The sequence below is a fragment of the Paenibacillus forsythiae T98 genome (assembly GCF_000520735.1).
Classification (GTDB): domain Bacteria; phylum Bacillota; class Bacilli; order Paenibacillales; family Paenibacillaceae; genus Paenibacillus_AQ; species Paenibacillus_AQ forsythiae.
The window spans coordinates 1-8,168 of sequence record NZ_ASSC01000418.1; the positions used below are offsets into that span (position 1 = coordinate 1).

At 58.3% G+C, this 8,168-nt stretch carries 8 protein-coding genes and 1 riboswitch; of the genes, 6 read left to right on the forward strand and 2 right to left on the reverse strand.

Going from position 1 to position 8,168, the window contains the following annotated elements; genetic code table 11:
* A partial coding sequence (locus tag L692_RS28755; protein ID WP_036723601.1) for a DEAD/DEAH box helicase family protein occupies nucleotides 1-495 on the reverse strand: 495 nt, incomplete at its 3' end.
* 178 nt (nucleotides 496-673) lie between these two features.
* On the opposite strand from L692_RS28755, the gene L692_RS0113475 reads away from it, so the two are divergent.
* The 4 genes from L692_RS0113475 (at nucleotide 674) to L692_RS0113500 (ending at nucleotide 4,962) form a co-directional block, all read left to right on the forward strand.
* Nucleotides 674-1,453 carry a flagellar motor protein gene (locus tag L692_RS0113475; protein WP_025700615.1) on the forward strand — a complete coding sequence of 260 codons (780 nt, stop codon included), beginning with the start codon at nucleotides 674-676 and terminating at the stop codon, nucleotides 1,451-1,453.
* The gene (locus tag L692_RS0113480) at nucleotides 1,450-2,301 is read left to right on the forward strand and encodes a flagellar motor protein MotB (RefSeq protein ID WP_025700616.1); all 852 of its coding nucleotides are present in this window, start codon (nucleotides 1,450-1,452) and stop codon (nucleotides 2,299-2,301) included. The genes L692_RS0113475 and L692_RS0113480 overlap by 4 nt, the downstream gene beginning before the upstream one ends.
* Before the next feature lie 300 nt (nucleotides 2,302-2,601).
* Nucleotides 2,602-3,825, forward strand: a complete 1,224-nt coding sequence (locus L692_RS0113490; protein ID WP_025700618.1) for an AGE family epimerase/isomerase — start codon at nucleotides 2,602-2,604, stop codon at nucleotides 3,823-3,825.
* Nucleotides 3,826-4,314: 489 nt separating this feature from the next.
* Nucleotides 4,315-4,962, forward strand: a complete 648-nt coding sequence (locus L692_RS0113500) for a hypothetical protein (RefSeq protein ID WP_025700620.1) — start codon at nucleotides 4,315-4,317, stop codon at nucleotides 4,960-4,962.
* 218 nt (nucleotides 4,963-5,180) lie between these two features.
* On the opposite strand, the gene gcvH is transcribed toward L692_RS0113500, so the two are convergent.
* On the reverse strand, nucleotides 5,181-5,573 hold the full coding sequence (gene gcvH / locus L692_RS0113505; RefSeq protein ID WP_025700621.1) for a glycine cleavage system protein GcvH: 393 nt from the start codon (nucleotides 5,571-5,573) through the stop codon (nucleotides 5,181-5,183).
* A 181-nt stretch (nucleotides 5,574-5,754) separates the two neighbouring features.
* Nucleotides 5,755-5,853, forward strand: a riboswitch (glycine riboswitch).
* Nucleotides 5,854-6,170: 317 nt separating this feature from the next.
* On the opposite strand from gcvH, the gene gcvT reads away from it, so the two are divergent.
* Nucleotides 6,171-7,274: a glycine cleavage system aminomethyltransferase GcvT gene (gene gcvT / locus L692_RS0113510; RefSeq protein ID WP_025700622.1), complete on the forward strand. Its 1,104-nt coding sequence runs from the start codon at nucleotides 6,171-6,173 to the stop codon at nucleotides 7,272-7,274.
* Between the two features lie 58 nt (nucleotides 7,275-7,332).
* Nucleotides 7,333-8,168, forward strand: an 836-nt coding sequence (gcvPA, locus tag L692_RS0113515) for an aminomethyl-transferring glycine dehydrogenase subunit GcvPA (protein WP_025700624.1), incomplete at its 3' end; no start/stop codon positions are given.

Sequence of the window (8,168 nt, forward strand, 5' to 3'; positions counted from 1 at the left end):
TAGCAGCAGGCTGCCGTATTCCTGCGGCGAACCGAGGCCGTAAATGCAGGATACGCTCGCGACGATAATAACATCCCTGCGCTCGAACAGCGAGCTTGTCGCGGAGTGGCGGAGCTTGTCGATCTCCTCGTTGATGCTGGAGTCCTTCTCAATATAAGTATCCGAAGACGGGATGTAAGCCTCCGGCTGGTAGTAGTCGTAATAACTCACGAAATAATCGACCGAGTTATGGGGGAAAAACTCCTTGAATTCGCTTGCCAGCTGAGCGGCCAGCGTCTTGTTGTGCGCGATGACCAGCGTCGGCCGGTTCACCTTGGCGATCATCTGCGCCACGGTAAACGTCTTACCAGTGCCCGTCGCTCCTAGCAGCGTCTGATGCTTCTTGCCCTGCCGCAGCCCTTCCACCAATTCCCCGATGGCGCGAGGCTGGTCGCCCTGGGGTGTGTACTCGGACTCCAGTTCGAAGGTCTTCGCACTGACGACAATATCATTCATTTGCCCGCCTCCCCCTTGATCGTCTAAAATATGAATATATTATCAAATTCTTGGCTTAATTTCCGTTCTTCATACGAAAGTGAAAAAATGGGATATAAGAATGCTTGTTCCCATCTATTATACATGGCCCGCTGCATTCATGCAAACCTAAATCTATATAAATTAAGGAGTACAATCCATGGATATCACCTCGTTAATCGGCATCCTTGCCGGACTCGCCGCCCTGATCGGCGGATTCTTCTGGGAAGGCGGCGGCGTATCCGGCATTCTGCAATGGAATGCCGCCCTGATCGTGTTCGGCGGCACGGCCGCCGCCGTTCTGATCAGCTTTCCCGCCCGCACGCTGCGGTCAGCCTGGACAGGGCTGAAGATAGCCTTCGGCCGGAGCGGGGCCAATCTGGAAGAGCAGGCCGAAGAGCTTGCGGAAATGGCTGCCTTCTCCCGGCGAAACGGCGTGCTGGCATTGGAGCCTCGGGTAGAGCAGCATCCCGATCCCTTCACCCGCGAAGGCTTGCAGCTTATTGTCGACGGCACGGACCCCGGGCAGGTGCGGCAAATTCTGGAGCTGGAGATGGATGCGGCGGAGCTGAAGCATGAAGGCTATGCCAAAGTGTTCGAGGCAGCCGGCGGGTACGCGCCCACCATGGGAATCATCGGAACCGTCCTGGGACTCATCCGCGTGCTCGGCAGCCTTACCGACCCTTCCCAGCTCGGTCCTTCAATTGCCGTCGCTTTTACGGCGACGCTGTACGGGGTCGCCAGCGCCAATCTGCTCTTCCTGCCCATTGCCTCCAAGATCAAATCGCGAGGCCAGCAGCGGCTGCAAGACATGGAGATGCTGCTTGTCGGCATTCTGGCCGTGCAGAACGGCGATCATCCCGGGCTGGTCCGCAAGAAGCTGGCTTCCTTCCTTCCGGGCGAAGCGGCAGAGACTGGCTCGGCCGGAGCCCGGCCATGAGGCAGCGGGGACGCCGGGAGGAGCGCCCTGACGGACGCGAGAATCGCAACCGCTGGATGATAACCTATGCCGATCTGATTACGCTGCTGCTGATCTTCTTCGTTATTCTGTATGCCATGAGCAGTCCAGATCAGGAGAAATACAGCGGGGTAGTCTCGTCGCTGCAGCGTTCATTCCAGACCGGGAGCGGCGTCCTGGACGGCGGGAACGGATTGCTGGATGGCGCAAATCGCGGCGAAAATGCAGAAAGCGCGGAGAACGGGAACAGTCAGAGTAATGCCAACGGCCATTCTGCCGCTGCTCCATCCCAGGCGCCGGATACCGGAAGCGGACAGGCTGAAGCCTCCCCCTCCCCCCGGGAGCTGGCCTTTCGCCAGCAGGAAGCGAAGCTTGCAGAGCTGATGAACGTTATTACGGAATACGTAAAGACCAACCAACTTGGGGGAGAAATTTTTGTCGCGGACAAGCCGCAGGGCATCTCCATCACACTCAGCGACCGCTTCCTGTTCGATGTCGGCAAAGCGAATCTCAAGCCCGCAGCGCTCCCGGCGCTGCATCAGCTGTCCGGCCTGTTCCGCGGCATCGACGCCAAGGTCAGCATCGAGGGTCATACGGACAACAGGCCGGTGCTTCCTTCTTCCCCGTATGGCGACAACTGGGAGCTTTCGGGAGCCCGCGCGCTGTCGGTCCTCCGTTTTTTTCTGGAAAAAGAGAGCCTTAGCCCCGGCCGGTTCCAGTATGCAGGCTACGCCGATACCCGTCCCGCTGCGGATAACGCCACGGAGAGCGGGCGGCAGCAGAACCGCCGGGTGGAGATTACCGTGCTGCGGCAGCTGCAGGAGGAGTAGGCGAAGCCTTCCGGTAAGCCACATGCGCAATGACGAACAAGCGCCAAGGCGATCTTCCGGAACGCCCCATTGTGCCCGGCAGCGGCCAGCCGCCAAGCCAATCATAACGCGCCGCCTATGCGCTAAAGCGGATTTTCCAGCAGCGCCGCCTGTCTTCGGAAGCCCGCTTTTTCGCGCTGTCCCCAAGTAACGGAATCGCCTGCCGGACCTGATAGCCGGAATCCTTCCGCTAACATAAAGACCAAGCTCAGCCGCATAAAGAAACAGTAACACTCGTTTCGACGAAAGAGGGTTGTTTCCATGAACGATACCCGATCCGTTACTCCGGATTTCGCAGATCCGTCCTTTTTGAAGCGGCATATCCTGGACACGGTGCATTTCTATGCCCCCCGGTGTATCGACCTGCAAAACGGCGGTTACATCAACTCCTTCCTGGACAATGGAACCATATGCGACCGTGAGACGAAACAATTGGTTGGAATGGCGCGGTTCATTTATATTTTCAGCGCGGCTTTACAGGTTGGCGGACCTGCCCAGTACCGGGGGGCTGCGGAGCACGGGCTGCGTTTTTTGCGTGAATATCAATGGGATCAGGCGCATGGGGGATATCACTGGACGCTGAAAGGACGTACACCTGTCGATAAAAGAAAGTTCGCTTACGGGCACGCTTTTGTCCTGCTGGCGGCTTCCACCGCGTTCAAAGCGGGAATCGCCCTGGCCGGGCCGATGATCGGGGAAGTCTACACAGTGCTGGAGGAACATTTCTGGAAGGAAAAAGACGGACTGTACACCGATGAAATCAGCGCCGACTGGACGGAATTGTCTCCCTATCGCGGACAGAACGCCAATATGCATTTATGCGAAGCGCTGATGGCGGCCTACGAGGCGACCGGCCACAGACGTTATCTGGACCGCGCGAACACCCTGGCGCACTCCGTCATGTTCAAGCTGCTTCCGCAATCGGGCGGACTCATTTGGGAGCATTACCGCTCCGATTGGCAGATCGATTGGAATTACAACAAGGACAACACCAAGAGTGAATACCGGCCGTACGGGTATATTTTCGGTCACTCCATCGAGTGGTCCAAGCTGCTCCTGCTGCTGAACCGGCACTGTCCGCAGGAGTGGCTTCCCCGGCAGGCGGAGAACTTGTTCCGGGAGGCGCTGCACAGAGGGCTGGACCTGCGGCATGGGGGGATTCTCTTCGCAATGTCTCCTGTGGACGGACAAATCATCGACGCGGATAAATCGTACTGGGTGATGTCGGAGTCGCTCGGCGCTTCCGCCTTGCTGGCCGCCGCTACAGGCCGTCCGGAATACCGGAAATTCTACCTGGATATGTTCGCTTACTGCTGGACTTATTTAGTGGATCATCGCTTCGGGGCATGGTATCAGATTCTGGATGCGTGCAACCGGAAATACAGCAATATCAAGAGTCCTCCGCCCAAGACCGACTATCATCCGATTACGAATTGCCTGACGGCGATTTCTGCATGGGAGAACGCGGCAGGCTGGCCGCAGTGAAGCAGACCGAAAGCGCAGCGCAAAGGAAACACCCGCGACCGGAAAATCCGGATGCCTATTCCTGCGAACGTGCAGGTTTATCCGGTGAATTCGACCATGGAAGCAGAAGAAGATGCAGCGGTGCAGGCATTTCATGCTTGCTCGCCGGATTAGAGAGAAGGGAAGCGAAGTGCCTGCACATTTGCAGGCAGCGGGCCGGGGAGAGAGTTTTTACTGGAGAAAGATGCACAAATGCGGCAATTCCCCGCTCTCTGCCGGCGCCGCAATCCATCCAGTCTTAAGAGGTAACAGTTCGCCTGCTTGTTGCCGTCTTCAACGCAACCCTTAGCCCGCTAACAGGGCCAAAACTTCAGCCCGCCTGCAAGGCAAGCCTCATGATTTCCATTGCAGCCGGTATCTCTCGCCGCAGCGTAGGACAAACGCAGGATGAAACAGGGCAACGAGCATATTGGTGTGAAGCGAATGAAGAAAGGGAGGTGTTGACCTGCGATGGCTTCTTTTATCCGCGCTTTACGCGATCCGAAAGGATGGCTGGCCGTGTGGCATTGGACAGGCGTACCGTTGGTCAGCCTGATTTTTCAAATCTTTTTCTTGAGCTTTCTAACAGGCTTTGGCGGCTTTATGCTGTTATTCGGGACCTCTCCCCGCCTGTTCTGGGATATCCCGTACGGAATGATGCCCAGTGGGTGGAAAATGATGGCGATAAGGGCCTTTTTTCTGGCCTTTGGCGCCCTGTACGCGTTCGTCTGGTACGGCTATTGGCGACTTCTGCGCTCGCTGAACAGCCGGAATAAGATCCCGGCTTTCCCTGTGAATGTGCTCGCCGCCTGGCTGCCGCTGCTAGCCGCGCTGTACTTCGCCGATCCGGTCAGCAACCCGCTTGCCATGATTCCTTCTTCCGCCGCCGAAGTCACCTTTGAGATGAGCATGGCTATGACCGCCGCCGCACTGTTCCCTTTTTACTCAGCAGCGGTCTATCTGTTCGCCCTTGCCCCTTCGGTCCGATCGGCCTGGAGACCGGGCAGACTTCTGGGACTTGGTGTTGTCTTTACAGCCGCCAGCTTGTACCTGCTGTCCGTATTCTGGCATCTCGCGCCCTCAATCTATGAAGGAATCGCCGGTTTCCCCACACACTAGCATCCGGTTCAGAAGCTCCCCGCAGGGCAAGAGACCGGAGTGAAATCTGAAACTTATAGATCCTTGTATTTGCAAAAAAGGCAGACCCGGCCGGAGGATACGCCCTCTGTTCCAGACCTGCCTCTGGCCGATTGGCTGCGCACAGAAAGAAACCAGGCCCACAAGAGCGCTTCTGGCGAAACACCCTCTGCCCGCAGCCCGCTTTTTTCGCTTAAGCTCTACTCGCCGACCAGCTCACGGTAAGCCGCCGCGTCCAGCAGTCCGGAAGTTGCCGTATCGTAATCCCCTTTGACCTCCACCTCGTAAATCCACCCGTCGCCGTACGGCTGCTCGTTCAACAGCTCGGGGCTGTCCTCCAGCGCTTCGTTGACCCGCGTCACCGTTCCCGACACCGGAGAATATAATTCGGATACGGTCTTGACCGATTCGATGCTGCCCACGCTGTCCCCGGCCGTAACCGCCGTACCGATTTCCGGAAACTCCACGAATACGATGTCGCCAAGCAGATGCTGGGCATGGTCGGTAATGCCGACACGCACGATTTTGCCTTCTCCTTGCTGCGCCCATTCATGCTCTTCGCTGTACCGGAGATTGTCTAGCACTTCACTCATTTTCGTTAGCCGCCTCTTTTCGTCAATGGGAGTCATAAATTAGTTATAGACTAAGTTATGCCCTTATCCGATGTCAATCTATGTGGCTGGAAAATAAATTTCGGCCGGTTTGCCGAATGGGGTTGACACCGGGCGGGGATTCCAGTATTAATGGAGTGAGAATAATCACATACAAATGCGAATGATGGCACAGGGAGAGACTGTCCTATAAGGACGGCGCCGAAGGAGTAAGCCTTGACCCAAAGGTGAATCTCTCAGGCAAAAGGACCTCTGCCGGACGCGACTCTGGAGAGCACCGGAGCTTCTACAGCAACCGGTCACCAACGGGGAAACCTGCACACAAGCAGACGCCATGCCCTCCGGCAATCGGCGGCTCATGCTTGTACATCGGAATCATACACTCCGGAGCAGGGTAACTTTCAGGTACAAGGGACAGAGCAAAGACGATGACGCGCATATGCTGCGCGAGTTTCGTCTTTCGCCTGTCCCTTTTTGCGTTTGCGCAAATAGAGAGGCCAGGTCGCCTGTACAGGTTTTGGAAGAAGCCTCAAGGGGTAAGCTTCACTTTGTACGAATTAAAAAACGGGGAGTGACAACATGGATGCTTTGAAACGAACGCCTTTTTTCGATTTCTACGCCGCGTTCCCGGAGTCCAGAAGCATCGATTTCGGCGGCTGGGAGCTGCCGGTGCAGTTCACCGGCATCCAGAAGGAGCATGAAGCGGTGCGCAGCCGGGCGGGATTGTTCGATGTCTCGCATATGGGCGAGTTTATGGTGACGGGCAACGGCGCGGAGGCGTATCTGCAGCGTATGACGACCAACGATGTCGGCAAGCTTGCGGACGGACAGGCGCAGTATACGCTGCTCTGCTACCCGGACGGCGGGACGGTCGACGACCTGCTCGTATACCGCCTGGGCGAAGGGCGCTATATGCTTGTCGTGAACGCCGCAAACATCGGCAAGGACTTAGAGTGGCTTCAGGACCATCTGCCGGAGAGCGGCGTCAAGCTTGCCGACTGTTCGGAAGAGACGCTGCTGCTGGCGGTTCAGGGGCCGAATGCGGAAAAGATCATGAGCGAAGTCACCGAGCTGCCGCTGGCCGGTCTGAAGCCGTTTCATTTCGCGGAGCGCGCGGAGGTGTGCGGAGTGGAAGTCCTGCTGTCCCGCACAGGCTATACCGGCGAAGACGGCTTCGAGCTGTACGCCCCGGCGGACGCGGCGGAGAAGCTGTGGAGCGGGCTGCTCGAAGCGGGCAGCGCCCACGGGCTTACGCCGGCGGGACTCGGCGCGCGCGACACGCTTCGCTTCGAGGCGAAGCTGCCGCTCTACGGCCAAGAATTGTCGCAGGATATCTCGCCGCTGGAAGCCGGGCTTGGCTTCTTCGTGAAGCTGGATAAGGGCGACTTTATCGGACGGGCCGCGCTTCAGGCTCAGAAGGAGCAAGGTGTCCCCCGCCGCTTGGTCGGAGTTGAAATGATCGACCGGGGCATCCCGCGTTCGCATTATCCCGTGTTCGCAGGCGGTCAGCAGATCGGCGAAATTACGACCGGCACGCAGTCGCCGACGCTGAAGCGGAACCTCGGGCTTGCCCTGGTGGACGCGGGATACGCCGTCATCGGCACGGAGCTGGAAGTGGAAATTCGCGGCAAGCGGCTCAAGGCAGTCGTTGTGAAGGCCCCTTTTTATAAGAAAAGCCGTTAAAGCTATGATCCCTGAGCAAGACCTTAACCTGAGAATCAACCAAGGAGTGAATCCGAAAATGAAGCATCGTTATCTGCCAATGACCGAGCAGGACCGCAGCGAAATGCTGGCGGAAATCGGAATTCAGTCCGTGGAGGAGCTGTTCGCCGATATCCCCGAAGCCGTGCGTTACAAGGGCCGCCTGCCGATGTCGGAAGCCCTGGACGAATACGCCCTGCTGCGGCATATGAAACGGCTGGCGGACAAGAACGCCGATTTCGACAGCCACGTCAGCTTCCTGGGCGCGGGCCTCTACGATCACCATGTTCCCGTCGTCATCAACCATGTCATTTCCCGTTCGGAATTTTATACGGCCTACACGCCTTACCAGCCGGAGATCAGCCAGGGCGAGCTGCAGGCGATCTTCGAATTCCAGTCGTACATCTGCGAGCTGACCGGCATGAAGGTCGCCAACGCCAGCATGTACGACGGCGCGACGGCCTTGTCCGAGGCGGCGGTGCTGGCCGCAGGCGCGACGAAGCGCCGGAAGATCGTTGTCAGCGGCGCGGTCCATCCCGAAGCGCGGCAGGTGCTGAAGACGTCCGCGGCCGGACTCGGCCTTGCGGTCGCCGTGGTCGGCTGCTCGGACGGCGCCACCGATCTTGCGCAGCTGGCACAGGCGGTTGACGGCGAGACAGCGGCGGTGCTGGTGCAGTACCCGAACTTCTTCGGCTGCATCGAGAATCTGGCAGCCATCGAGCAGTTGGCGCATGACGCCAAAGCGCTGCTCGTCGTCAGCGCGGGCCCCCTCGCCCTCGGCGTGCTCGAAACGCCGGGCAAGCTTGGCGCCGACATTGTCGTCGGCGACGCCCAGCCGCTCGGCATAAGCGCCTCGCTCGGCGGGCCGACCTGCCG